The sequence below is a fragment of the Streptomyces sp. JB150 genome (assembly GCF_011193355.1).
Classification (GTDB): Bacteria; Actinomycetota; Actinomycetes; order Streptomycetales; family Streptomycetaceae; genus Streptomyces.
This window is the reverse complement of sequence record NZ_CP049780.1, coordinates 1,451,087-1,475,260: the sequence shown is the minus strand read 5'-3', so window position 1 is coordinate 1,475,260 and position 24,174 is coordinate 1,451,087. Positions and strand designations below refer to the sequence as shown.

Annotated in this window: 21 protein-coding genes; 13 read left to right on the top strand and 8 right to left on the bottom strand. The window is 74.0% G+C overall.

Going from position 1 to position 24,174, the window contains the following annotated elements; translation table 11 throughout:
• The first annotated feature begins 13 nt into the window (after positions 1 to 13).
• Positions 14 to 760 (top strand): TetR/AcrR family transcriptional regulator C-terminal domain-containing protein, encoded by a 747-nt coding sequence (locus G7Z13_RS07005; RefSeq protein WP_165997074.1) that lies wholly within the window; start codon positions 14 to 16, stop codon positions 758 to 760.
• Here the strand turns inward: G7Z13_RS07005 and G7Z13_RS07000 are convergent.
• The 3 genes from G7Z13_RS07000 to hmgA are packed head-to-tail and all read right to left on the bottom strand — an operon-like array spanning position 757 to position 4,086.
• A complete protein-coding gene (locus G7Z13_RS07000) occupies positions 757 to 1,914 on the bottom strand; it encodes a type ISP restriction/modification enzyme (protein WP_206313015.1) in 1,158 nt (385 codons plus the stop codon). The two genes, G7Z13_RS07005 and G7Z13_RS07000, sit on opposite strands and share 4 nt — an antisense overlap.
• A 21-nt stretch (positions 1,915 to 1,935) precedes the next feature.
• Positions 1,936 to 2,685, bottom strand: a complete 750-nt coding sequence (locus G7Z13_RS06995) for a GntR family transcriptional regulator (protein ID WP_165997071.1) — start codon at positions 2,683 to 2,685, stop codon at positions 1,936 to 1,938.
• A 51-nt stretch (positions 2,686 to 2,736) separates the two neighbouring features.
• The gene (hmgA, locus tag G7Z13_RS06990; protein WP_165997069.1) at positions 2,737 to 4,086 is read right to left on the bottom strand and encodes a homogentisate 1,2-dioxygenase; all 1,350 of its coding nucleotides are present in this window, start codon (positions 4,084 to 4,086) and stop codon (positions 2,737 to 2,739) included.
• Positions 4,087 to 4,278: 192 nt separating this feature from the next.
• On the opposite strand from hmgA, the gene G7Z13_RS06985 reads away from it, so the two are divergent.
• From G7Z13_RS06985 to G7Z13_RS06955, 7 genes are all read left to right on the top strand, one after another.
• Complete coding sequence (locus tag G7Z13_RS06985; RefSeq protein ID WP_165997067.1) at positions 4,279 to 4,872, top strand: hypothetical protein; 594 nt, start codon at positions 4,279 to 4,281, stop codon at positions 4,870 to 4,872.
• A 99-nt stretch (positions 4,873 to 4,971) separates the two neighbouring features.
• Complete coding sequence (locus G7Z13_RS06980) at positions 4,972 to 5,592, top strand: TetR/AcrR family transcriptional regulator (protein WP_165997066.1); 621 nt, start codon at positions 4,972 to 4,974, stop codon at positions 5,590 to 5,592.
• 105 nt (positions 5,593 to 5,697) lie between these two features.
• Positions 5,698 to 7,965 carry a molybdopterin oxidoreductase family protein gene (locus G7Z13_RS06975; protein WP_165997064.1) on the top strand — a complete coding sequence of 756 codons (2,268 nt, stop codon included), beginning with the start codon at positions 5,698 to 5,700 and terminating at the stop codon, positions 7,963 to 7,965.
• Between the two features lie 155 nt (positions 7,966 to 8,120).
• On the top strand, positions 8,121 to 9,578 hold the full coding sequence (locus G7Z13_RS06970; protein WP_165997063.1) for a citrate:proton symporter: 1,458 nt from the start codon (positions 8,121 to 8,123) through the stop codon (positions 9,576 to 9,578).
• Between the two features lie 57 nt (positions 9,579 to 9,635).
• Complete coding sequence (locus G7Z13_RS06965; protein WP_165997061.1) at positions 9,636 to 10,892, top strand: MFS transporter; 1,257 nt, start codon at positions 9,636 to 9,638, stop codon at positions 10,890 to 10,892.
• 403 nt (positions 10,893 to 11,295) lie between these two features.
• Positions 11,296 to 12,684 (top strand): aldehyde dehydrogenase family protein, encoded by a 1,389-nt coding sequence (locus G7Z13_RS06960; RefSeq protein ID WP_165997059.1) that lies wholly within the window; start codon positions 11,296 to 11,298, stop codon positions 12,682 to 12,684.
• 29 nt (positions 12,685 to 12,713) lie between these two features.
• Positions 12,714 to 13,799, top strand: a complete 1,086-nt coding sequence (locus tag G7Z13_RS06955) for a Zn-dependent alcohol dehydrogenase (protein ID WP_165997058.1) — start codon at positions 12,714 to 12,716, stop codon at positions 13,797 to 13,799.
• Between the two features lie 299 nt (positions 13,800 to 14,098).
• Here G7Z13_RS06955 and G7Z13_RS06950 read toward each other — a convergent pair whose 3' ends face one another.
• Together G7Z13_RS06950 and G7Z13_RS06945 are read right to left on the bottom strand one after the other, a co-directional pair.
• Positions 14,099 to 14,833, bottom strand: coding sequence for a helix-turn-helix domain-containing protein (locus tag G7Z13_RS06950; protein ID WP_165997056.1), 735 nt, complete (start codon positions 14,831 to 14,833; stop codon positions 14,099 to 14,101).
• Between the two features lie 41 nt (positions 14,834 to 14,874).
• Entirely contained in the window at positions 14,875 to 15,516 is a 642-nt protein-coding gene (locus G7Z13_RS06945) for a TetR/AcrR family transcriptional regulator (protein ID WP_165997054.1), read from the bottom strand.
• Between the two features lie 91 nt (positions 15,517 to 15,607).
• Between G7Z13_RS06945 and G7Z13_RS06940 the strand changes: the two genes are divergently transcribed.
• The 3 genes from G7Z13_RS06940 to G7Z13_RS06930 all read left to right on the top strand — a co-directional run bounded on the left by G7Z13_RS06940 (position 15,608) and on the right by G7Z13_RS06930 (position 17,769).
• Complete coding sequence (locus G7Z13_RS06940) at positions 15,608 to 16,759, top strand: acyl-CoA dehydrogenase family protein (RefSeq protein WP_165997053.1); 1,152 nt, start codon at positions 15,608 to 15,610, stop codon at positions 16,757 to 16,759.
• 89 nt (positions 16,760 to 16,848) lie between these two features.
• Positions 16,849 to 17,085: a YiaA/YiaB family inner membrane protein gene (locus G7Z13_RS06935; RefSeq protein ID WP_165997051.1), complete on the top strand. Its 237-nt coding sequence runs from the start codon at positions 16,849 to 16,851 to the stop codon at positions 17,083 to 17,085.
• Between the two features lie 60 nt (positions 17,086 to 17,145).
• Entirely contained in the window at positions 17,146 to 17,769 is a 624-nt protein-coding gene (locus G7Z13_RS06930; RefSeq protein WP_165997050.1) for a TetR/AcrR family transcriptional regulator, read from the top strand.
• Positions 17,770 to 17,808: 39 nt separating this feature from the next.
• Here G7Z13_RS06930 and G7Z13_RS06925 read toward each other — a convergent pair whose 3' ends face one another.
• A complete protein-coding gene (locus tag G7Z13_RS06925) occupies positions 17,809 to 18,270 on the bottom strand; it encodes a MaoC family dehydratase (RefSeq protein WP_165997048.1) in 462 nt (153 codons plus the stop codon).
• Positions 18,271 to 18,364: 94 nt separating this feature from the next.
• Between G7Z13_RS06925 and soxR the strand changes: the two genes are divergently transcribed.
• Positions 18,365 to 18,910 carry a redox-sensitive transcriptional activator SoxR gene (gene soxR / locus G7Z13_RS06920; protein WP_240926138.1) on the top strand — a complete coding sequence of 182 codons (546 nt, stop codon included), beginning with the start codon at positions 18,365 to 18,367 and terminating at the stop codon, positions 18,908 to 18,910.
• A 672-nt stretch (positions 18,911 to 19,582) separates the two neighbouring features.
• Here soxR and G7Z13_RS06915 read toward each other — a convergent pair.
• Together G7Z13_RS06915 and G7Z13_RS06910 are read right to left on the bottom strand one after the other, a co-directional pair.
• Positions 19,583 to 20,326: a 3-keto-5-aminohexanoate cleavage protein gene (locus G7Z13_RS06915; protein WP_165997046.1), complete on the bottom strand. Its 744-nt coding sequence runs from the start codon at positions 20,324 to 20,326 to the stop codon at positions 19,583 to 19,585.
• Positions 20,327 to 20,436: 110 nt separating this feature from the next.
• Complete coding sequence (locus G7Z13_RS06910; protein WP_165997044.1) at positions 20,437 to 21,039, bottom strand: hypothetical protein; 603 nt, start codon at positions 21,037 to 21,039, stop codon at positions 20,437 to 20,439.
• 230 nt (positions 21,040 to 21,269) lie between these two features.
• On the opposite strand from G7Z13_RS06910, the gene G7Z13_RS06905 reads away from it, so the two are divergent.
• Positions 21,270 to 24,125, top strand: a complete 2,856-nt coding sequence (locus tag G7Z13_RS06905; RefSeq protein WP_165997042.1) for a penicillin acylase family protein — start codon at positions 21,270 to 21,272, stop codon at positions 24,123 to 24,125.
• Positions 24,126 to 24,174 lie beyond the last annotated feature (49 nt).

The window sequence follows — 24,174 nt, the reverse complement described above, 5'->3', positions numbered from 1 at the left end:
GAGGTGATGACCGATGGCGGGCCGAGCGGCCGAACCCCATGTGATCTGGGCGCGCCCCGAACGGACGGGGCGTGGGCCGAGGCCCGCGTACACCCGTTCCGACATCGCGGCCGCGGCCGTCCGCATCGCCGACGCGGAAGGGCTGGACGCGGTGTCGATGCGGCGGGTCGCCGCCGAGCTGGGCTGCGGCACGATGTCGCTGTACAACTACGTCCCCCGCAAGGAGGACCTGTACGAGCTGATGGTGGACGCCGTCGGCGCCGAGCACGAGATCCGCGAGCCCTCGGGCGACTGGCGGGCCGACATGCTCCGCAACGCGCGGGAGACGCGCGCCATCATGCGCCGGCACACCTGGGTGCCGCGCCTGATGCCGGGTGTGTACGGCTTCAGCCCCCACACCCTGCGCTACCTGGAGCACTGCCTGGCCTGCCTGGAGCCGCTGGACGTCCCCTACGGCACCAAGATGGAGCTGGTCGCCCTCGTCAACGGCGTCGTCACGACGTACGCCGCGAACGAGATCGCCACCGTCGAGCGCGCCCGGTCCATGCCGTGGTCGGCGGAGGAGGAGAACGCGGTCCGCATGGCCTACCTCGGCAGCCAGGTGGCCGGCGGTGCCTACCCGCGCCTGGCCGCGGCCTTCCGGGAGGCGAGCGGGCCGGTCGATCTGGAGGCGGTGTTCCAGCGGGCACTCGAACGTGTGCTGGACGCCTTCGACCCCGACCTGCGCCGGGCGGGCGGGAACGCGGCGGACGCCCCCTAAATCAGGGCCAGTTGCCCCTCGGGTCCCTCCTCGGGTTCGGTCAGGACCGAGGCCGGCCGGCGGGCCGTGTCCGGGGCCGGGAGCACGCCCGCCGTGCGCAGGTCCGTCGCCGTGACGGGGTGACGCACCGTCAGGCGTGCGCGCAGCGGGCGCAGTTCCGCCAGCAGGGCGAGGACGGTGATCAGCTCCAGGAGTTCGGACGTCCAGGTCTGCGGCCAGGCCGCCGGGCGGATCGCCGCCAGGGTGCCGGGCGCCGCCTCGGCGGTGCGGGCGGTGAACCACTGCTCCAGCACCCGGACCCCGCCCGTCTCGAAGTCCCAGGCCTCGGGCGGCACCGGTGAGATGCGGCCCTCGTCGAGAAAGAGGGCTTCCTCCTCGCGGTCGTAGACGAGGGTGCGGGGGCGGGCGGGCAGCGGGGCGCGGACGTACGGGCGGCGCCCGCCCGGGAGCCGGGGGCGCTCGCCGTCGCGGCGCAGCAGCCACAGCAGCCGGTGGCCCAGCGCCAGGCCCTCCGCCCACTCCTCGGGATCCCGGGTGAGCGGGACGGCGAGACCGGCTCCAGCCGTCGCCAGCGCCCAGGCGAGGACGTCCCGCGGCTCGACCGGCGCTCCCAGGAGGGCGGCCAGGTGCTCCAGGAGGCCGGGGGCCAGGTTGGGTTCGGTGCCGCCGGGGCGGCGGTGGAGAGGGCGGACGCGGCCGGAGCGCGGCAGCGGGAGGAACGACGTCGCCAGCAGCGGGAGGGCCGGGTCGTCGGGGTTCTCCACGGCGAACACCTGGTGCGCGTCGGCCACCCGCCACAGCTCCGGGCGGGCGGCGTCGATGAGCCGGTGGTCCGGGATCAGCCACTGCTCGTCGAAGGGGGCGCGCAGGACACGGACCGGCTCCGGGCAGGGGCCCGAGGCGCGCAGCAGGCGTTCGGTGCCGGCGGACTGGCCGGGCAGCCGGCCGACCGCGGTGCGCAGGGTGCGGGCGCGGGTCGGCTCCAGCAGCGCTTCCCGGCCGGCGCCGTCGGCCTTCACGAAGGCGTCCCAGCGGGCCCTGAGCGAGCCGGGGTCGGGAGCCGCCGGCCACGCCCGGCCGATCCGCGGGGGTGCGACGGACCACGGCATGAGGTCGGCCAGCAGCGGAGCGTCCTCGTACGTCACGCCCGGCATCGTACGACGGGTGCCACGGGGTCAGGTGGCGTCGAGTGTGACCGTGAAGGAGAAGCGGTCGCCGCGGTAGTGGATGACGGCGACGTCGAGGACCCGGCCGTCGTCGTCGTAGGTGACGCCCGTGTAGTGGAGGATCGGGCTGAGCAGCGGCACCTCCAGGAGCCGGGCCGTCTCCGGGTCGGCGAGGCGGGCCTCCACGGTGTCCGTGATACGGCTGATGCCGGCGCCCACCACGTCCCGCAGCACCTTGGTCATCGGCCAGCGCACCAGGTCGTCCAGGTCGATCCGGTCGGCCAGCTCGGGGCGGACCCAGTTGCGGGCGTGGTTGGTCGGCTCGCCGGTCTCCGCGTCGCTGCGCAGCCGGTGGTACGTGGCCGCCTCCGAGAGGTCCGGGAAGTGGTCGGCGACCTCGGCGGGCACGGGGGCGCGCCCGTGCTCCAGCAGCCGCGTCGTCATACCGGACTGCTGGGCCACGATCGCGTCCACCGACCCCAGCAGCCGCACCGGTGAACCCCGGCGGGCGCTGGGCTCGATGAACGTGCCGCGCCGGCGATGGCGGGTGATGAGCCCCTCGTCCTCCAGCTCCTTCAGCGCCTGCCGCATGGTCAGCACGCTCACGCCGTAGTGCCCGGCGAGCTGTTCCTCCGTGGGCAGCCGCAGCGGGTCCCGGGGCGAGCGGCCGAGTATCGAGGCGCGCAGCGACTGCGACACCTGGTACCAGAGCGGCAGCTTGCGGTTCAGGACGATGGAGTCGGGGGCGAAGGAGGTCACGGGGCCATCCGTACCTGGTGCGGATTCGTCAGTGCAACCGGTGCGCCCGGGTCACGGTGCGCGAAAGTGCCGCTCCAGGCCCTGCCAGACGTCGTCGTACGCCTGCTGGAGGTGCTCGGCGCGGGCGGCGTGCGGGGTGAGCGTCACCGGCCAGCGGGTCTCGAACATGAACGCCAGCCCGTCGTCGAGCTTCTGCGGCCGCAGCTCGGCCGCGCTCGCCCTGTCGAAGGTCTCCCGGTCCGGGCCGTGCGCCGACATCATGTTGTGCAGCGAGCCGCCGCCCGGCACGAAGCCCTCGGCCTTGGCGTCGTAGGCGCCCTCGATCAGGCCCATGTACTCGCTCATCACGTTGCGGTGGAAGTACGGCGGGCGGAAGGTGTCCTCGCCGACCAGCCAGCGCGGCGCGAACACGACGAAGTCGACGCCGGCCAGGCCCGGGGTGTCCGTGGGCGAGGTCAGCACCGTGAAGATCGACGGGTCCGGGTGGTCGTAGGAGATGGTGCCGATCACGTTGAAGCGGCGCAGGTCGTAGACGTACGGCACGTAGTTGCCGTGCCAGGCGACCACGTCCAGCGGGGAGTGGTCGTAGGTGGCCGTCCAGAGGTTGCCGCAGAACTTGTTGACCACCTCCACCGGGCCCTCGACGTCCTCGTACGCGGCGACCGGCGCCCGGAAGTCACGGGGGTTCGCGAGCCCGTTGGCGCCGATCGGGCCGAGGTCGGGCAGACGGAACGGGGCGCCGTAGTTCTCGCAGACGTAGCCGCGTGCGGTCTCGTCCAGCAGCTCGACGCGGAAGCGGACCCCGCGCGGGATCAGCGCCACATGGCCGGGTTCCGCGTGGAGCAGCCCGAACTCGGTGCGCAGCAGGAGACCGCCGCGCTCGGGGACGATCAGCAGCTCGCCGTCGGCGTCGCTGAAGACCCGGTCCATGGAGGCGTCGGCGTGGTACAGGTGCACGGCCATGCCGGTGCGCTGGGTCGCGTCGCCGTTGCCGCCGAGGGTCCACAGACCGGCCAGGAAGTCCGTCCCGGGGTCCGGGTCCGGCAGCGGGTTCCAGCGCAGGCGGTTGGGGTCCGGGACCGTCTGGTTGAACGGGGCCGTGCGGAGCGCGCCGTTGCCGGTGCGGGTGAACGCCGGGTGTGCGGCCGACGGGCGGATCCGGTACAGCCACGAGCGGCGGTTGTGCGCCCGGGGCTCGGTGAACGCCGTACCGCTCAGCTGTTCCGCGTACAGCCCCAGCGGGGCGCGCTGCGGCGAGTTGCGGCCCTCGGGCAGGGCGCCCGGGATCGCCTCGGAGCTGTGCTCGTTGCCGAACCCGGAGAGATAGGCCAGCCCTTCGGCGGTCTTGCGCCGTCCCTCACGCTCGGACTCGCTCGCGCGAGCGGTGCCCCCAACGCTCATGATCCATGCTCCCTGTGCCCGGTGATGTACTGCCCGCTGATTCCTATGCCTCACCGTAGGATTGCGTTTGCTCCGGCGCAAGAGGTGCGCAAGAGGTCCGCGTGACCTCCTCTCGGCGGACTACCTGAGGACGACCCGAACCCGACTCCAGGCGGATCCGTGGACTCGCACCCGTGTTCTACGCTCGCCCGCATGTCGTGGACGCGTGGATTACCCGCCGCGCTCGCGGTCTGTGTCCTCGTGGTGGCCGGATCCGTGGGCTGCGGCACCGGTCGGGCGGAGGAACGCACGGACGGCGGGACGCCCGCCCCCGTGGGCCGGGTGCTGGAGGACCGGGACGAGGACGGTCGCCCCTACCGGCAGGTGGACGAGGAGTACGCCCCCGAGGTGGGCATCGAGGTGCAGCCCGACCGGGAGGGGGACGGCTGGCGGGTCCGGCTGTCCTTGCGCGGCTTCCGCCTCTCGCCCGCCGGGGCGCCGCAGAAGGCGGTGGCCGGGCGCGGCACCGTACGGCTCCACGTCGACGGCCGCTTCGTCACCGAGCTGCGCACCCCCGAGTACCGGCTGCCCGGCCGGCTCGTGCCGCGCGGCACCCACCACGTCACCGCCCGGCTGCACGCCGACGACGGCACCGTCTGGTCGGTGGACGGCGAACCGGTCGAGGCCACGGCGGACATCACCGTGTCGGAGGCGGAGGTGTCGCGCGGGGCGGCTCCCGGTGGGGGTGCCACCGGAAGCGGTGGCGGTGGCCGTGACGCCGCCACCAGTGACGGTGCCGGGGATTGAGGCCGGCCGCGGCGGGTGGCGGTGCGGGGCCGGTGAGTGCGGGAGGGGGCCGGGGACGTACTGGGGGTGAGGTTCACCGGACCGCCACGGAGAGGCATCATGAAGCCCGTGCCCCATGCGACCACGCTCCGCCGCGCGCCTGTTCAGCGCCGCAGTGCCGAACGGCTCACCAGGATCCTCGACGCCTGCGCCGACCTCCTCGACGAGGTCGGCTACGACGCGCTCAGCACCCGGGCCGTCGCCCAGCGCGCCGGTGTCCCGATCGGCTCGGTCTACCGCTTCTTCGGCAACAAACGGCAGATGGCGGACGCCCTCGCGCAGCGCAACCTGGACCGGTACGCCGAGCGGGTCACCGGGCGGCTGAGGGACGCCCGGCCCGGGGACTGGCGCGCCGCGATGGACGCCGTGCTCGACGAGTACCTGGCCATGAAGCGCACCGCGCCCGGCTTCTCCCTCGTCGACTTCGGCAACCAGATCCCCGTCGGCGCCCGGCAGGGCGAGCCCAACCACCGGGTCGCCGACCGGCTCACCGGCCTGCTCGCCGGCTTCCTCGGACGCGGCGGCACCGACGAGGACCTGCGCCGGACCTTCCTCATTGCCGTGGAGACCGCGGACACCCTCGTCCAGCTGGCCTTCCGGGTCAACCCGCAGGGCGACGAGCGCATCATCGCCGAGATGCGGGAGATGCTGCGCTGCTATCTGCGGCGGGTCCTCGACTGACGCCCTCGCCGGGCGACCGCGCCAGAACCCTCCCCTCCATGCCTACCGGTCGGTATGCTCACCGCACGTGCGCGCCGCCGTAGCCGCCAGACCCCGGGAGGACCCGTGTCCCGCACCGCTCTGCGTATCTGCCCCCTGTGCGAGGCCACCTGCGGGCTGACCCTCACCATCGAGGGCACCACGGTCACCGGCGCCCGCGGTGACCGCGACGACGTCTTCAGCCGGGGCTTCATCTGCCCCAAGGGCGCCTCCTTCGGCGCCGTCGACGCCGACCCCGACCGGCTGCGCGCCCCGCTCGTGCGCCGCGGCGGCGAACTGCGCGAGGCGACCTGGGAGGAGGCCTTCGACGCGGTCGCCGCGGGCATCCGGCCCGTCGCCGAACGGTACGGCCCGCACGCCGTGGGCGTCGTCCTCGGCAACCCCAACGTGCACACCATGGCCGGCGCCCTCTACCCGCCCGTCCTGATCGGCGCGCTCGGCACCCGCAGCCTGTTCACCGCCTCCACGGTCGACCAGATGCCCAAGCACGTCTCCAGCGGACTGCTCTACGGCGACGCGAACGCCATCCCCGTACCCGACCTCGACCACACGGACCACCTGCTGCTGATCGGCGCCAACCCGCTCGAGTCCAACGGCAGCCTGTGCACCGCCCCCGACTTCCCCGGCCGCCTCAAGGCCCTCAAGGCGCGCGGCGGCACCCTCACCGTCATCGACCCGCGCCGCACCCGCACCGCCCGGCTCGCCGACCGGCACATCGCCGTCCGGCCCGGCACCGACGCGCTGCTCCTCGCGGCCACCGCCCACGTCCTGTTCGAGGAAGACCTCGTCGACGTCGGCGACCTCGCCCCCCACCTGCACGGCCTCGACGAACTCCGCGACGCGCTGCGCCACTTCACCCCCGAAGCCGTCGCCGAAGCCTGCGACGTCGAGGCCGGCGTGCCGCGCGTCCTCGCCCGCGAGCTGGCCGCCGCCCCCACCGCCGCCGTCTACGGCCGCATCGGCAGCTGCACCGTCCCGCACGGCACGCTCGCCAGCTGGCTCGTCGACGTCCTCACCATCCTCACCGGCAACCTGGACCGCCCCGGCGGCGCCCTCTTCCCGCAGGCCGCCACCGACAAGACGCCCCGCCCGGCCGGCCCCGGCAAGGGCTTCGCGCTCGGCCGCTGGCACTCCCGCGTGAGCAAACACCCCGAGGCCAAGGGTGAGTTGCCGATCTCCGCCCTCGCCGAGGAGATCGACACCGCCACCGAGGACGGCTCCCCGATCCGCGCCCTCGTCGCCGTCGCCGCCAACCCCGTGCTCTCCGCACCCGACGGCGACCGCCTCGACAAGGCCCTCGCCTCGCTCGACTTCATGGTCAGCGTCGACCCCTACCTCAACGAGACCTCCCGCCACGCCGACGTCGTCCTGCCGCCGCCCCCGCCCGCGCAGAGCCCGCACCACGACTTCGCCTTCAACACCCTCGCCATCCGCAACCAGGTCCGCTACACCCGCCCCGCCGTGCCGCTGGAGCCCGGCCGGATGGCGGAGACGGAGATCCTGGCCCGGCTGGTCCTGGCGGTGAGCGGCATGCAGGGCGCCGACCCGTCGGCCGTCGACGCCATGGTCGTCGACCAGACCCTCGGCAAGGCGGTCGAGGACCCGCACTCTCCCGTCCACGGCCGCGACCCGCGCGAGCTGGCCGCACAGCTCACCGGCGAGAACGGCCCCGAGCGGCGGCTCGACCTGATGCTGCGCCTCGGTCCCTACGGCGACGGCTTCGGCGCCCGCGAGGACGGGCTGAGCCTGCGGAAGCTGCTCGCCCACCCGCACGGCATCGACCTCGGCCCGCTGCGCCCCCGCCTGCCGCAGCCGCTGAAGACCCGTACCGGCAAGGTGGAGCTGCTGCCCGGCCCGATCGCCGCCGACCTGCCCCGGCTCGAGCAGGCCATGGCCGAACGCCCCGCCGGGCTGGTCCTGGTCGGCCGCCGCCATCTGCGGTCCAACAACTCCTGGATGCACAACATCCCCGCCCTGACCGGCGGCACCAACCGCTGCACCCTGCACATCCACCCCGACGACGCCGAACGGCTCGGCGTGCGCGACGGGGCAGCCGTGCGGATCAAGGGCGCCGGGGGAGCGGTGACCGCGCGGGCGGAGGTCACCGACGAGGTGCGCCGGGGCGTGGTCAGCCTGCCGCACGGCTGGGGCCACGACCGCCCCGGCACCCGGCTGCGCCACGCCGCCGCCGACCCCGGCGTCAACGTCAACCAGCTCCTCGACGGCTCCCTGCTCGACCCGCTGTCGGGCAACGCGGTCCTCAACGGCGTGCCCGTCGAGCTGGAGCCGGTGACCGCGCCGACGACCGCGCCGACAGCCGCGCCGATGGCCTGAACCCGTCCGGGCGCTGACCTGAGCAAAGCTGTGACCAGCAGTTTTGCGCTTATTGCTCGCATGTCAACGTCTTGTTAACGCCGCTGAGCGGGACCTAACGTCAACGCACCGCCGGCCCAGGTGGGAGTTCAAGGGCGAACGTTAGGTATCCACTCATGCTGACCATTCTCGGCTTCGCCATGATCGCGACCTTCCTGGTCCTGATCATGATGAAGAAGATGTCGCCGATCGCGGCGCTCGTGCTGATCCCCGCACTCTTCTGTGTGTTCGTCGGCAAGGGCGCCCACCTGGGCGACTACGTCATCGACGGCGTCACCGGCCTCGCCCCCACCGCGGCGATGCTGATGTTCGCGATCGTCTACTTCGGGGTGATGATCGACGTCGGCCTCTTCGACCCGATCGTCAAAGGCATCCTGAAGTTCTGCAAGGCCGACCCGATGCGCATCGTCGTCGGTACGGCCCTGCTCGCCGCGATCGTGTCGCTGGACGGCGACGGCTCGACCACCTTCATGATCACGGTCTCCGCGCTGTATCCGCTCTACAAGCGCCTGAAGATGAGCCTGGTCATCCTGACCGGCGTCGCGGCCATGGCCAACGGCGTGATGAACACGCTGCCGTGGGGCGGCCCCACCGCCCGCGCGGCCACCGCGCTCAAGCTGGACGCCAGCGACATCTTCGTGCCGATGATCCCGGCGCTCGCCGTCGGCCTGCTCTTCGTGATCGCCCTCTCCTACGTCCTCGGTCTGCGCGAGCGCAAGCGGCTCGGCGTGCTGACGCTGGACGAGGCGCTGGTCGAGGAGGCCGGGGAGGCCGGGGAGACCGAGGAGAAGGAGACGGTGCTGGTGGGCGCGGGCGGCGCGGCGGGCGCCGAGGGCGCCGAGGGCAAGGCCGCGCCGGCCGGCGGCTCCGGCACGGGTACCGACTCCGGCACGGGTACCGGCTACGGCGCCTCCGACGAGGGCGACGACGACTTCCAGGGCCTCGACCCGCACCGCGCCACCCTGCGCCCCGGGCTGTACTGGTTCAACGCGCTGCTCACGGTCACCCTGCTCACCGCCATGATCATGGAGTGGCTGCCGATCCCGGTGCTGTTCCTGCTCGGCGCCGCCCTCGCGCTCACCGTGAACTTCCCGCGCATCGCCGACCAGAAGGCCCGTATCGCCGCCCACGCCGACAACGTCCTCAACGTCTCCGGCATGGTCTTCGCCGCCGCCGTCTTCACCGGCGTCCTGCAGGGCACCGGCATGGTCGACGCCATGGCCAAGTGGATGGTCGACGTCGTCCCCGAGGGCATGGGCCCCCACATGGCGCTCGTCACCGGCGTGCTGAGCCTCCCGCTCACCTACTTCATGTCGAACGACGGCTTCTACTTCGGCGTCCTGCCCGTCCTCGCCGAGGCCGGCGCCGCGCACGGCGTCTCCCCGCTGGAGATGGCCCGCGCCTCCCTCGTCGGCCAGCCGCTGCACATGTCCAGCCCGCTCGTCCCGGCCGTGTACGTGCTGGTCGGCATGGCGAAGGTCGAGTTCGGCGACCACACCCGGTTCGTCGTGAAGTGGGCCGCCCTCACCTGCCTGGTCATCCTCGGCGCGGGCATCCTGTTCGGCATCATCTGACGGCCTGCCGGCCAGGCCGTCGTCCGTCGCCCTCGACTCCTCCGGAGGTAAACGATCATGAGGCCCGGTGGGAACCGCGGCTGGCTGCTCCGCCTCGTCATCGCCTTCAGCTTCGCGCAGGGGGCGGTGTCCATGGCCCGGCCCGCCGTCTCCTACCGGGCCCTCGCGCTGGGCGCGGACGAGCGGGCGATCGGCGTCATCGCGGGCGTGTACGCCCTGCTCCCGCTGTTCGCCGCCGTCCCGCTGGGCCGCCGTACCGACCACGGCCGGTGCGCGCCCCTGCTGCCGGCCGGCGTCGTACTGATCTCCGGCGGCTGCGCGCTCAGCGGCGTCGCGGACTCCCTGTGGGCCATGGCGGTCTGGAGCGGGGTCATGGGCCTCGGCCACCTCGCCTTCGTCATCGGCGCGCAGTCGTTGGTGGCCCGCCAGTCCGCACCGCACGAACAGGACCGCAACTTCGGCCACTTCACCATCGGCGCCTCCCTCGGCCAGCTCGTCGGCCCGATCGCGGCCGGCGGGCTGATCGGCGGCCACGACATGGCGGCGAGCAGCGCGCTCGCCCTGCTCGTCGCGGGCGCGGGCGGCGCGGTCGCGTTCACCTCGCTGTGGCGCATAGAGCACCGCCGTACGGCGCCCACCGCGCGCAAGGGGGCGGGCGACCGGGTCCCCGTGCGGGGCATCCTGCGCTCGCGGGGCGTGCCGGCGGGCATCCTGATCAGCCTCTCGGTGCTGTCCGCCACCGACATCCTCACCGCCTACCTGCCGGTCGTGGGCGAGCACCGGGGCATCGCCCCGTCCGTGATCGGCCTGCTGCTGAGCCTGCGGGCGGCGGCCACCATCGCCTGCCGGCTGGTGCTCACCCCGCTGCTGCGGCTGCTCGGCCGGACCGCGCTGCTCACCGTGACCTGTCTGCTGGCCGCGGCGCTCTGCGCGGGCATCGCGCTGCCGCTGCCGGTGTGGGCGCTGGCCGTGGTGCTGGCCGTGCTCGGCTTCTGCCTCGGGGTCGGCCAGCCGCTGTCCATGACGACGGTGGTGCAGGCCGCGCCCGAGGGCGCCCGCTCCACGGCCCTGGCCCTGCGGCTGACCGGTAACCGCCTCGGCCAGGTCGCCGCCCCCGCCACCGCGGGCCTCGTCGCCGGCCTCGCGGGCGTGGCCGCGCCGTTCGTGATGCTCGGCGGCCTCCTCCTGCTCTCCTCGGCCGTGGCCCTGCGCTCCCCGGCCGAACCGGAGCCGAGCGATTCCCGCCCGACACCGCCGGCACCCCCGTCACCCCCTGCGCCCACACCCCGCGCCCGACGCCGCAGCGACGCGTGAGGGGGGCGGGCGACGCTGCTTTGGCGCTGCCGGGGGTGGGGGTCGGCTGTGGTGGGCTCTCTGGTCGCGCTGGGCGCGGGGGAGGGCTGCCCGGCGGCGCGGCGTCGTGTGAGGGGGTGCGCGGAGGGCCGGGCAGGGCGTTGCCGCGGGTGGGCCGGGCCTGCGGTGGGCTTCCCGGGGCCGCCGAGGGTGGGGGAGGATCATCCGGCACCGGCACCGGCACCGGCACCGGCACGGCGGCACGGCACCGGCGTAGGTGCCCCGGCCCTCGACCGGGGGGCGGGTCGACTTCCGGGGGGGCTTCCCGGCAGGGTGAGGCGTGCCATGCGGGGCGCCCCTGGTGCCGTAAAACTAACGGCGCTAGTTTGGGGCTCGACGACGAGGCCCGCCCGGAGGGAACGCGATGAAGGCACATGACGGCATGTACATCGACGGAGCCTGGCGCCCGGCCGCCGGAGGGGACGTCATCGACGTCGTGAACCCGGCGGACGAGCAGGTCATCGGCCAGGTCCCGGCCGGCACCGCCCTGGACGTCGACAACGCCGTACGGGCCGCCCGCGCCGCGCTCGCGGGCTGGGCCGCGACCCCGCCCGCCGAGCGGGCCGCGCGGCTGGCCGCGCTGCGCGACGGCCTGGTCGCGCGGGCCGAGGAGATCGCCGAGACGGTCACCGCCGAACTGGGCGCGCCCCTGAAGCTGTCGCAGACCGTCCACGTCGGCGCGCCGATCGCGGTCGCCGGCTCCTACGCCGACCTGGCCGCCACGTACGCCTTCGAGGAGAGGGTCGGCAACTCGACCGTCTACCACGAGCCGGTCGGCGTGGTCGCCGCGATCACCCCCTGGAACTACCCCCTGCACCAGATCGTCGCCAAGGTCGCCCCCGCGCTCGCCGCGGGCTGCACGGTCGTCCTGAAGCCCGCCGAGGACACCCCGCTCACCGCCCAGCTGTTCGCCGAGGCGGTCCACGAGGCGGGCGTGCCCGCGGGGGTGTTCAACCTGGTCACCGGGCTCGGCCCGGTCGCCGGGCAGGCGCTCGCCGAGCACCCGGACGTCGACCTGGTCTCCTTCACCGGCTCCACCGCCGTCGGCCGGCAGATCGCCGCCATCGCCGGGGCCGGCATCAAGAAGGTCGCCCTGGAGCTGGGCGGCAAGTCCGCCAACGTCATCCTGCCGAGCGCCGACCTGGCGCGCGCGGTCAACGTGGGCGTGGCCAACGTGATGTCCAACTCCGGCCAGACGTGCAGCGCCTGGACCCGGATGCTGGTCCACCGCGACCAGTACGAGGAGGCCGTCGAACTCGCCCGGACCGCCGCCGCCAAGTACGGCGACCGCATCGGCCCGCTGGTCAACGCGGGGCAGCGGGAACGGGTGCGCGGGTACATCCACAAGGGCGTCGCCGAGGGCGCCCGGCTGGTCGCGGGCGGTCCCGAGGCCCCGCGCGAGCGCGGCTACTACGTCAGCCCCACCGTCTTCGCCGACGTCCGCCCGGACATGACCATCGCCCAGGAGGAGATCTTCGGCCCGGTCCTGTCGATCCTGCGCTACGAGGACGAGGAGGACGCCCTGCGCATCGCCAACGGCACGGTCTACGGGCTGGCCGGCGCGGTCTGGGCGGGCGACGAGGCCGAGGCGGTCGCCTTCGCGCGCCGGATGGAGACCGGGCAGGTCGACATCAACGGCGGCCGCTTCAACCCGCTGGCCCCGTTCGGCGGGTACAAGCAGTCGGGCGTGGGCCGCGAACTCGGCCACCACGGCCTGGCCGAGTACCTGCAGACCAAGTCCCTCCAGTTCTGAGCCGCTCAGCTTCCAGGGAGTCAACTGTCATGGCCGTCCGTGCCGCCGTCGTCCCCGCCATCGGCGCCCCGCTGGAGATCACCGGCATCGAGCTGCCCGACCCCGGACCCGGGCAGGTCCGGGTCCGGCTCGCCGCCGCCGGTGTCTGCCACTCCGACCTGTCCCTGTCCAACGGCACGATGCGGGTGCCGCTCCCGGCCGTCCTCGGCCACGAGGGCGCGGGCACCGTCCTGGCCGTCGGCGAGGGCGTCACCCATGTCGCCCCCGGTGACGCCGTCGTCCTCAACTGGGCGCCGTCCTGCGGCGACTGCCCCGCCTGCGCGCTCGGCGAGGTGTGGCTGTGCGCCCACGCCCTCGGCGGCATCGGCGCCGTCCACGCCCGCCGCGCCGACGACGGCACCGACCTGCACCCCGGCCTGAACGTGGCCGCGTTCGCCGAGGAGACCGTGGTGGCCGCGAACTGCGTCCTGCCCGCCCCGGACGGCGTGCCGCTCACGGACGCCGCCCTGCTCGGCTGCGCCGTGCTCACCGGCTACGGCGCCGTCCACCACTCGGCGCGGGTCCGCGAGGGCGAGACGGTCGCCGTGTTCGGCGTCGGCGGGGTGGGCTTGGCCGCCCTGCAGGCCGCCCGGATCGCGGGCGCGTCGAAGATCGTCGCCGTGGACGTCTCGCGCGAGAAGGAGGAGCTGGCCCGGTCCGCCGGCGCCACGGACTACGTCGTCGCCTCCGACACCACCCCGCGCGAGATCCGCGCGCTGACCGGCAAGCAAGGCGTAGACGTCGCCGTGGAGTGCGTGGGGCGGGCCGTCACCATCCGCGCGGCCTGGGAGTCCACCCGGCGCGGCGGCCGCACGACCGTGGTCGGCATCGGCGGCAAGGACCAGCAGGTCACCTTCAACGCCCTGGAGATCTTCCACTGGGGCCGCACCCTCTCCGGCTGCGTCTACGGCAACAGCGACCCGGCCCGGGACCTGCCGGTGCTCGCCGCCCACGTCCGCGAGGGCCGCCTGGACCTGGGCGCGCTGGTCACCGAGCGAATCGCCCTGGACGGCATCCCGGCGGCGTTCGAGAACATGCTGGCCGGCAAGGGCGGCCGAGCACTGGTCATCTTCTAGCACCGGGACCCGGGGCAGCGACCGGGGGGTACGGGACGGTTTTCAGGTGCCGTGGGGCCGGGAGCCCCTCACCTACCCCTCAGAGGCACGGCGCCTGAAAACCTCCCACGCCACCCCCACCCCAGGGGCGCGGGGAACTGCGCGACCAGCCCCCACCGACCCGCACCTGTCCCGCGACCAAGCCCCCCACCCCAGGGGGGCTGCGGCGCCTGAAAAACCTCCCGCACCACCCCCACCCCAGGGGCGCGGGGAACTGCGCGACCAGCCCCACCCACCCGCACCCGGCCCACCCCGCCCCCTCAACGCAGCACCTCCACAGGAATCCCCAGCACCTCCGCCAGCGCCCGCTCCCCCGACGGAGTCACCTTCACCGCCCGCTCCGACCCGATCCGCACGCACCACCCCGCATCGAGGACATACCGGCACAGCGCCGCCCCCGCCGTGCCGGCGAGGTGCGGACGCCGCTCGGTCCAGTCGAGACACGCACGGGCCAACGGACGCCGCCCCGCCCGCTCCAGCGGGATGCCGGTCTCCGCGAACCAGGCCAGCCCCGCGTCGGTGAGCGCGAACCCGGTGTCCCGGCGCAGCAGCCCCAGCGCGGCCAGCGCGTCGGTGACCGCGACGCCGAGGCGCCCGGCGAGATGGTCGTAGCAGGTGCGGCCCCGGGCCATGGCGGATCCGGCGGCCGCCTCACGCAGTCCGCGCGGCCGCGGCGCCGTCCCCGGCGGCAGCTGGGCGACCAGGTCCTCCAGCAGCTGGGCGACCTGGGCGCCGGCCAGCCGGACGTACCGGTGCCGCCCCTGGCGTTCCTCGGCGAGCAGGCCGCCCGCGACGAGCTTGCCCAGGTGTTCGCTCAGCGTCGAGGGGGCGACGCCCGCGTGCCGGGCCAGCTCACCGGCCGTCCAGGCCCGCCCGTCGAGCAGCGCCAGCAGGCACGCGGCCCGCGTGGTGTCGGCGATCAGCGCGGCGAGGGCGGCGAGCCCGGCCGCCCGGTGGTCCGCCCGGTGGTGACTGGTGGTCATGCCTCCCAGCATGCGGCAGCCACATGTCGGCGGCCGCCGAACCGTGCCGGCGGCTAGCCAGACCGCCCGAGCTGGGCGAACTGCTGCGACAGCCCGTCCAGCAGCGCGGTCAGGCCCGTCTCGAAGGCCCGCTCGTCCACCTTCTCCTGCTGCTCGGCGAGGCGGTGCGCCTGGCCGAGGTGGGGGTAGTCGGCCGGGTCGTAGGCGCTGGCGTCGTCGGGGAAGCCCCCGGCGAACGAGCCGAGCGCGGAGCCCATGATGAAGTACCGCATCAGCGCGCCGATGGAGGTGGCCTGCGCGGGCGGCCAGCCGGCGTCGACCATCGCGCCGTAGACGGCGTCCGCGAGCCGCAGCGCGGCGGGGCGGCGGCCGGGGCCGCGGGCGAGCACCGGGACGATGTTGGGGTGGTCGCGCAGGGCGGCGCGGTAGGAGACCGCCCAGTCGTGCAGCGCGGTCCGCCAGTCCCGGCCGTCCTCGAACATCGACAGGTCGACCTGCGCGCTCACCGAGTCCGCGACCGCCTCCAGGATTTCGTCCTTGGTGCGGAAGTGGTTGTACAACGACGGCCCGCTCACCCCGAGTTCGGCGGCGAGCCGCCGGGTGGAGACGGCTGCCAGGCCCTCGGTGTCCACGAGTTCCCGGGCCGTCGCGACGATCCGGTCGGTGCTGAGGAGGGGCTTGCGCGGTCGGGCCATGGCGCACATAGTAGGGCTGCACCCGGAAACTAGCAGTGCTAATTTAAATGTGCGACTTTCAATCGACGACCTACGTGTGGGGTGACGCGCCGTGAACCTGGAGCTCAGCGAGGAACAGACCGCCGTACGGCAGCTCGCCCGGGACTTCGTGGCGCGCGAGATCGCCCCGAACACCGTCGCCTGGGACCGGGCCGAGGAGGTCGACCGGGGCATCGTGAAGAAGCTCGGCGAGGTCGGCTTCCTCGGGCTGACGATCGACGAGGAGTACGGCGGCTCGGGCGGTGACCACCTCGCGTACTGCCTGGTCACCGAGGAGCTGGGGCGCGGCGACTCCTCCGTGCGCGGCATCGTCTCGGTCTCCCTGGGCCTGGTCGCCAAGACCGTCGCGGCCTGGGGGAGCGCGGAGCAGAAGCGGCGCTGGTTGCCCGGGCTGACCTCCGGGGAGCTCGTCGGCTGCTTCGGCCTCACCGAGCCCGGCACCGGCTCCGACGCGGGCAGCCTCACCACCCGCGCGGTGCGCGACGGCGACCACTACGTCGTCAACGGCACCAAGATGTTCATCACCAACGGCACCTGGGCCGACGTCGTCCTGCTCTTCGCCCGCTCCACGGACGCCCCCGGCCACAAGGGCGTCAGCGCGTTCCTCGTACCCACCGACACCCCCGGCCTGACCCGCCGCACCATCCACGGCAAGCTCGGCCTGCGCGGCCAGGCCACCGCGGAACTCGTCCTGGAGGACGTCCGCGTGCCCGCCTCCGCGATGCTGGGCGAGGAGGGCACGGGCTTCTCGGTCGCCATGTCGGCCCTCGCCAAGGGACGGATGTCGGTGGCGGCGGGCTGCGTCGGCATCGCGCAGGCCGCCCTCGACGCGGCGGTGCGCTACGCGGGCGAGCGCGAGCAGTTCGGCAAGCCCATCGCCCACCACCAGCTGGTCCAGGAACTGATCAGCGACATCGCCGTCGACGTGGACGCCGCCCGGCTGCTGACCTGGCGGGTCGCCGACCTGATCGACCGTGGCCTGCCGTTCGCGGTGGAGTCCTCCAAGGCCAAGCTGTTCGCCTCCGAGGCCGCCGTCCGCGCCGCGAACAACGCCCTCCAGGTCTTCGGCGGCTACGGCTACATCGACGAGTACCCGGCGGGCAAACTCCTGCGCGACGCCCGCGTGATGACCCTCTACGAGGGCACCAGCCAGATCCAGAAGCTGCTGATCGGGCGGGCGCTGACGGGGGTCTCGGCGTTCTGAGCGCGGCGGTCGCGGGATCCGCTCTCTGAGTACGTTTCTGAGTACGCCGGCGGATGTGGCGCGGGCCACGTCCGCCGACCCTTGTCCCCATGAGTGACAAGCAGCAGAACACGGCCGCGTTCTACGGCCAGGCCGTCGCCTCCTTCGCCGTCGCCATGGCGGCCACCGCCATCGGCATCTACCGGCTGGACGCCGACCCGTGGGTGCGCGCCTTCCTCGCGATCGCCGTCCTCTACCTCGTCACCTCCGCCTTCACCCTCGCCAAGGTCATCCGCGACCGCCAGGAGTCCGCACGCTTCCCGACCCGCCCCGAGCGGGGCGTCTAAGCGGGCGCTCAGGTTCGGCGGTATGGTGGTGCCCCTGTCGGCGAGAGGGGCGAGCGAGCGATGAGTACGGCGGAGGAGACGGCCGGCGGCGAGGTGCAGCCGTGGGCCGAGGTCACCCCTGACGCGGCCCGGCGATTGCTGGTCGCCGCCGTGGAGGCCTTCGCCGAGCGCGGCTACCACGCCACCACGACCCGCGACATCGCGGGCCGCGCGGGGATGAGCCCGGCCGCGCTCTACATCCACTACAAGACCAAGGAAGAGCTGCTGCACCGCATCAGCAGGATCGGGCACGAGAAGGCCCTGGACATCCTGCGCACGGCGGCCCGCCGCGAGGGCAGCGCGCGCGAGCGGCTGGCCGACGCCGTCGGCTCCTTCGTCCGCTGGCACGCGGGCGGCCGGACCACCGCACGGGTCGTCCAGTACGAGCTGGACTCGCTCGGTGAGGACGCCCGCGCGGAGATCCTCGCCCTGCGCCGCCAGTGCGACGCCGAGGTGCGGCGGATCATCGAGGACGGTGTGGCCTCCGGCGAGTTCGACGTGCTCGACGTGAAGGGCACCACGCTCGCCGTGCTGTCGCTGTGCATCGACGTCGCCCGCTGGTTCAACGTCGACGGACCCTGGACCCCCGACGAGGTCGGCGCGCTCTACGCCGACCTCGTGCTGCGGATGGTGGGGGTCAAGTAGCCCCCCGGGGCAGGGTGGGGGTCAGGCCCGCGGGCGCGGTCAGAGGTAGTAGCGGGCCACCGACTCGGCGACGCACACCGGCCTGTCGCCGCCCTCGCGCTCCACGGTGAACGCGACGGTCACCTGGACACCCCCGGTCACGTCCTCGACACCGGTGATCGTCGCGGTGGCGCGCAGCCGGGAGCCGACCGGCACCGGGGCGGGGAAGCGGACCTTGTTGGTCCCGTAGTTGACGCCCATCTTCACGCCCTCGACCTTGATCAGCTGCGGGCCGAACAGCGGCAGCAGCGACAGGGTCAGATAGCCGTGCGCGATGGTCGTCCCGAACGGGCCGGCGGCGGCCTTCTCCGGGTCGACGTGGATCCACTGGTGGTCGCCGGTGGCCTCCGCGAAGAGATCGATCCGCTTCTGGTCGATCTCCAGCCAGTCGGTGTACCCCAGCTGCTCGCCCACCGCCGACTTCAGCTCGTCGGGCCCTGCGAAGATCCTCGGCTCTGCCATGTACGCCGCCTCCCGGTCGCAATCTCTAAGCGACTGCTTAGCATGGTCGCCCTCGGGGCACCTGTCAACGACGGGCGTGGGTAGGGTTCGAGGAGTGCCGCAGATTCCAGAGAAGATCCACGAGCTCACCGTCGGCCAGCTCTCCGCGCGCAGCGGTGCCGCCGTCTCCGCCCTGCACTTCTACGAGTCCAAGGGCCTGATCAGCAGCCGCCGCACCAGCGGCAACCAGCGCCGCTACAGCCGGGACACCCTGCGCCGCGTCGCCTTCATCCGCGCCGCGCAACGCGTCGGCATCCCGCTGGCCACGGTCCGCGAGGCCCTCGCCGAACTCCCCGAGGAGCGCACCCCCACCCGCGAGGACTGGGCCCGGCTGTCCGAGGCCTGGCGCTCCGAACTCGACGAGCGCATCAGGCAGCTCAACCGGCTGCGCGACCACCTCACCGACTGCATCGGCTGCGGCTGCCTGTCCCTGGACACCTGCGTCCTGTCCAACCCCGGCGACGTCTTCGGCGAACACCTCACCGGCTCCCGCCTGTTCCCCGAACGCACGGGTGCACGCGGGCGCGGGACGCACCGCCCCCCACACGACCACGCGACACCCCGCCGATCCGAACAGACGGAGTCCCGCACACGCGGCTAGCCCGGCAACCGCACCCGCCCGGCAATCGCACCCGTCGGCGACCGCGCCTGCGGGCCGACCGCGCCCGCTGGTCGTGCGTACCCGCCCGTGGCCGTCACCGCCCGCCGAACCTCACCGCCCGGCGTGAACGTCACCGCCCGGCGCGGGCCGCGGGCGTCGCTTCCCGGCGGCGCCGAGGCCGTCACCTGCGGGCGGATGCCGCAGGCGTCACGTCTCGGCGGGCGTCGCGGACTTCACCCTGCGGCGGCCGCCCGTACGGTCGTCAGCCACTCGTCGGCCGGCTTCTCGCGGGCGCGTGGGGGCGCTGCTCGGTGACGCGCGCGGGCGTCACCGCTCGGCGGACGCCGAGGCCGTCTCCGCTCGGCGGGCGCCGGAGGCATCACCTCCGGTGACCGTCCGTCGGCCGCCATCGCTCGCCGGGCGACTTGTCGGCGGGCGCGCGGGTCGTTCCCCGGCGGAGGCCGCGGGCGTCACCGCTCGGCGGACGCTGTGGGGGTCCCGCACCTCCCGTGTCCGTCCGTCGGTCGCCGCCTCTCCTCGGCCGGCTGCCCGGCGGGCTGTGGTGGCCGCTCGCCAGCGGGGCGCGGGGGCGCGCTCCCCGGCGCACGTCGCAGGCGTCACCGCTCGTCGGCCGTCGCGCCCCTCACCCCCCGGCCGCGGACGGCGCAACCCTCAGCGTCCGGCGCCCCTCCTCGCCCCGGCGTATTCCCGTACTGCCGCCCGGACCAACTCCTCGTTCGAGGTGGCCGGTTGGCCGTTCGGCAGGGTCAGGGTGTCTTCCAGGCCGATGCGGGTGGCCAGGCCGAGGCGGGCGGCGAGGCGCAGGACGGGCCAGGTGGTGGCGTTCTCGCCGTGGAGGAGGATGCGCGGTCCGTCCGGGGCGGGGCGGGCGGCGAGGGCGGACAGGAGGGCCCGCGCGGTCCGCGGGGCCGTGCCGGGGTCCGGGTCCGTGATCTCCGCGAGCACGCGCAGCACGCGAGGCGCGAGCGGCGAGCGGAGGAAGCGGGCGGCTCCGTCCGTCCCGGACCAGATGCCCGCCTCGACGCCGACCCCGCGTTCCAGCAGCGCGGCGGCCAGTTCCCCGGCGCCCGGCTCGTGCCAGTTGACCGAGGCGTGGTCGGGCAGCACGGTCCAGTCGCGCACCTGTGCGAGCCGGGCCGCCGGGTCGGGTTCGGACCACGCGCCCGTGGTCACCCCGACCGGCACCGTGACCCGCGCGCGGATCGCCTCCAGCGTCACCGCGACCACGCGCGGGGACAGTGTGTCCCGGCCGCACGGTGTCTTGGGGTGGACGTGCACGTCCGTGGCCCCCGCCGTGACGGCCCGCGCGGCCTCCCGGGCCATCGCCTCCGGCGTCAGCGGCACCGCCGCCCCGTCGGCGGCGCCCCGGCTTCCGTTCAGACAGACCTGCACCATCCCCCGATGGTGCCAGTCCGGACGCGACGGCCCTCCGTCGCCCCCGTTGCCGTACCGCTCCCGGGGAACGGGGGTGCGGCATCCCCCTACGCACCCCCCTGACTACTCCCTCACGCCGACACCAGCATCCGTCCGCGCCGGGCGTACGCCAGCGCCTCCGGGGTGAGCACGGGGCGCGGGACGAGGATCCCGCAGTCCGCGCACACCGGGCCGGACGAGGGCTCGTGGTCCAGGCCGTCCTTCCAGAACAACCGCTCCCCGTCGCACACCGGGCACTCCGAGCCCGGTTCGCGCTCCAGTGCGGCGATCAGTCGCCGCAGCACGTCGGCCAGCGGCTCGTGCGGGTGGACCCGGGGGTCGTCGCACCAGGCGACCCCGAAGCCGCCCCAGGTCAGCCGGTGCCAGTCGTCCACACTGCCCGGCCTGCGCAGCCCGTCGTGCTTCTCCTTCCTGCGGCGTTCGGCGAACTCCACCTCGTAGGCGAGCCACACGGCCCGCGCCTCCTCCAGTTCCTCCAGCGCGGCCACGAGCCGCGCCGGATCGGGGGAGCGGTCCTCCGGGCCGAAACCCGCCCGGGAGCACAGGTGGTCCCAGGTGGCCCGATGCCCGTAGGGGGCGAACCGCTCAAGGCACTTGCGCAGCGAGTAGCGCCGTAGCGCCAGGTCGCACCGGGGGTCGCGTACCTGTCTTGCCAGACTCCGGAAACCGGCCATCGCCCTGCACCTCCGTCACACCTGAACCTGTTCTTCGGTCACTTCGGCGTCGTCGTACGGACGTCGCCGAATAGACGTATCGACACGCGATTCGGCTCCCTCCGGGGCCATCCGATTTCCGATGGCCGCCATCAGCGGGCCCGGCGGCACCCGAAGGTGACGCATGTTCAACTTCGAACTCGGGGATACCGGCGGTAACGACCGGCCCATCCCCGTCGGGAGGAGCTGCCATGCCACGAGGCACCTCACGCAACGTGCTCGACAGACTGAGAACTCCCCACAGATTCCCCGGGTTCCTGAAGAGCGCGTCCGTATGCGTTCTCGTTGCCGGACTTTTGACTCCGCTTTCCCCGGTTTCCCCGGCCACCGCCACCGCCACCGCCACCGCCGCCGCACCGCCCGCGGCCGTCCGGCAGACCCCGCTCACCCCGCCCGCGCCCGCCGCCGCGGCCGTCGCCGACCACTGCGGCGGCCGGTGCTCCGACATCCTGCCGCCCGGCCAGAACGGCAACGCGACCCTCGCCCAGATCCTCCTCCACCAGGCCTTCGGCACCCGGCCCGCGCACTTTGACGACCAGCTCGGCCCCTACGCCGACCTGGCCGTCCGATACCCGGCCCTCACCGACGCGACCGTCAACTCCTTCTTCCACGACGCTTCCTTCGGCGTCCCCGCCGACCAGGTCGCCTCCACCGTCCGCCCCGCCGGCCGCACCGACGTGACGATCGTCCGCGACAAGAGGACCGGCGTGCCGCACATCACCGGCACCACCCGCTACGGCACCGAGTTCGGCGCCGGCTGGGCGGCGGCCGAGGACCGGTTGTGGCTGATGGACGTCTTCCGGCACGTCGGACGCGGCCGGCTGACCCCGTTCGCGGGCGGGGCCCCCGCCAACCAGGGCCTGGAACAGGAGTTCTGGCGCAACGCGCCGTACACCGAGGCCGACCTCCAGGCGCAGATCGACAGCGCGGTCGCCGCCCACGGCGAGCGCGGCCGGCAGGCCCTCGCCGACGTGCGGGCCTACGTCGACGGCATCAACGCCTACATCGACGCCGCCGACCGCGGCCGCACCTTCCCCGGCGAGTACGTCCTGACCGGCCACAAGGACTCCGTCACCAACGCCGGCACCATCGAGCGCTTCAAGCCCACCGACCTGGTCGCCCTGGCCTCCGTCGTCGGCGCCCTGTTCGGTTCCGGAGGCGGCGGCGAGGTGAACAACGCGCTCTCCCTGCTCGCCGCCCAGGCGAAGTACGGCGTCGCCCGCGGCACCGAGGTCTGGGAGTCCTTCCGGATGCGCGACGACCCCGAGGCCGCCCTCACCGTCCGCGACGGCAGCTTCCCGTACGCCGTCCGGCCCGCCACCCCGCAGGGCCGCGCCCTGCCCGACCCGGGCTCGGTGACCCGCGAACCGCTGGTGTACGACCGCACCGGCGCGGCCACCGGGCCGAGCGCCGCCGACGCCTCCGCCGAGGCCGCCGCGCACGCCGCCGGCTCCGCCCGGCGGGGCATGTCCAACGCCCTCGTGGTGAGCGGCGAGCACACCGCGAGCGGCCACCCGGTCGCCGTGTTCGGCCCGCAGACCGGCTACTTCGCCCCCCAGCTGCTGATGCTGCAGGAACTCCAGGGCCCCGGCATCAGCGCCCGCGGCGCCTCCTTCGCGGGCCTCAGCTTCTACGTCCAGCTGGGCCGCGGCCAGGACTACGCGTGGAGCGCGACCACCTCCGGCCAGGACATCGTCGACACCTACGCCGTCGAACTGTGCCAGGACGACCACCACTACCTCCACCGGGGCTCCTGCGTCCCGATGGAGAAGGCCGAGCAGCGGAACGCCTGGAAGCCGACCGTCGCCGACGGCACCGCGGCCGGCGCGTACACCCTGCGGGTCTGGCGGACGAAGTACGGCCCCGTCACCCACCGCGCGACCGTCGGCGGCAGGAAGGTCGCCTACACCACGCTGCGCTCGTCCTTCCTGCACGAGGCCGACTCGATCATCGGCTTCCAGATGCTGAACGACCCGTCCCACGTGACCGGGCCCGACAGCTTCCGGCAGGCGGTGCGGCACATCAACTACACCTTCAACTGGTTCTACGCCGACTCCCAGCACACCGCGTACCACAACAGCGGCGACAACCCGGTGCGCGCGGCCGGCGTCGACGCCGAGTTCCCGGTGTGGGCCCGGCCCGCCCACGAGTGGCGCGGCTGGGACCCGGCCGCCAACACCGCCGAGTACACCCCGCCCGACCAGCACCCGCACTCCGTCGACCAGGACTACTACATCTCCTGGAACAACAAACCGGCCCGCGCCTACGCCTCCGGGTCCTGGGGCAACGGCCGCGTCCACCGCGGCGACCTGCTCGACGACCGGGTGGCGAGGCTGGTCCGGGCCGGCGGGGTGACCCGGGCGTCCCTGGTGCGGGCGATGGCCGAGGCGGGCCTCACCGACCTGCGCGCCGAGCAGGTGCTGCCGAACCTGCTGAGGGTGATCGACAGCGCGCCGGTCACCGACCCGGCCACCGCGGCGGCCGTCACCCGGCTCAGGGCGTGGCTGTCGGCCGGCGCCACCCGCACGGAGACCTCGCCGGGCTCCAAGACCTACGCCCACGCGGAGGCGATCCGGATCCTGGACGCCTGGTGGCCGCTGCTGGTCAAGGGCGTGTTCGAACCCGGCCTCGGCGGCGAGCTGTACAGCGCGTTCACCGCGAACCTGCCCGTCGACGAGTCGCCGTCCGCCGCCCACGGCCAGACCGGCGCCCACGCGGGCAGCGCCTTCCAGTACGGCTGGTGGAGCCACGTCGACAAGGACCTCCGCGCGGTGCTCGGCGACCGGGTCGAGGCCCCGCTCGGGGACCGGTACTGCGGCGGCGGCGCCCTCGCCGCCTGCCGGGACACGCTGCTCGCCGGCCTGAAGGAGGCGGCCGGCCGGACCGCCGCCCAGGTCTACCCCGGCGACGAGCACTGCGCGGCGGGCGACCAGTGGTGCGCCGACGCGATCGTCCACCGCGAGCTGGGCGGCATCGGCCACCGCACGGTCGGATGGCAGAACCGGCCGACGTACCAGCAGGTCGTGGAGTTCACCTCGCACCGGTGAGCCGCGCGGGGGCGGCGGGCCGGGGGAACCCGGCCCGCCGCCGTCACCG